This is a genomic window from Limnospira sp. PMC 1279.21, assembly GCF_032349615.1.
GTDB classification, from domain to species: domain Bacteria; phylum Cyanobacteriota; class Cyanobacteriia; order Cyanobacteriales; family Microcoleaceae; genus Limnospira; species Limnospira fusiformis.
This window is the reverse complement of sequence record NZ_JARPLU010000013.1, coordinates 11,878-12,648: the sequence shown is the minus strand read 5'-3', so window position 1 is coordinate 12,648 and position 771 is coordinate 11,878. Positions and strand designations below refer to the sequence as shown.

1 pseudogene is annotated in these 771 nt (G+C 41.4%); it reads right to left on the bottom strand.

Going from position 1 to position 771, the window contains the following annotated elements:
- Positions 1 to 270: 270 nt before the first annotated feature.
- Positions 271 to 771: pseudogene (locus P5683_RS03570) on the bottom strand (hypothetical protein); the annotation flags it as partial.

Genomic DNA, 771 nt, shown 5'->3' with positions numbered 1-771 from the left:
TTAGCATCCTCTCCAGGTAAGATATTCGGTAGGTCTTCAATGTCTATCTCAATCCGATTTACGAGGGTTGGTGATGGGGGATTTATCGCAGCTTGACCAGCTTCAGCAAAACCGATAATAGCAGCAAAGGATAACAGGGTCGCAATTTTCCAGGAAGGTTTCATCGAAGGATCTCCTAAATTAATTAAATCAATGTTTTTTGTGTTAAATGAAAAACCGGGATTGGTTTATAGATGAGAGTGGCTGAAACTATTAGTTAAAACGACGAGATCAACCGTGGTCATAGTCATAATCAGGCTGATCATAATTATAATCGCGATCGCCTACTGTTGGGGATGTCCTATTACCCGGATTTAAGGGGGGGTTAGGAATGTTATTAATTGGCGCAAATCCGGGATTATTAATATCAGTAATTTCCATCTGAATACGATTGGATAATACCGGAGTTACGGGAGGAATAGAAGCCGGTGGAAAAGCCATCATTGGCTGTAATGGTAGAACCGCCGAACCGTCCATACGGGTCAAACTGTAAGCATCAAAATCATAGTCATCAAAATTGCCAACAATGGTTAATATTTCTCCCGGAATTACACTTACCATTCCTTCCCCTTGAGGAATAGCATCTACTAAAATCGGTCCGATATCACTTTGGAAGAAAAAGCTATCCGGTTCAGTTTGGCTAATTACTGTACCTGAGAGAGTCAGAAATTCTGGATTTACGGGAGGAATAGAAGCCGGTGGAAAAGCCATCATTGGCTGTAATGGTAGAAC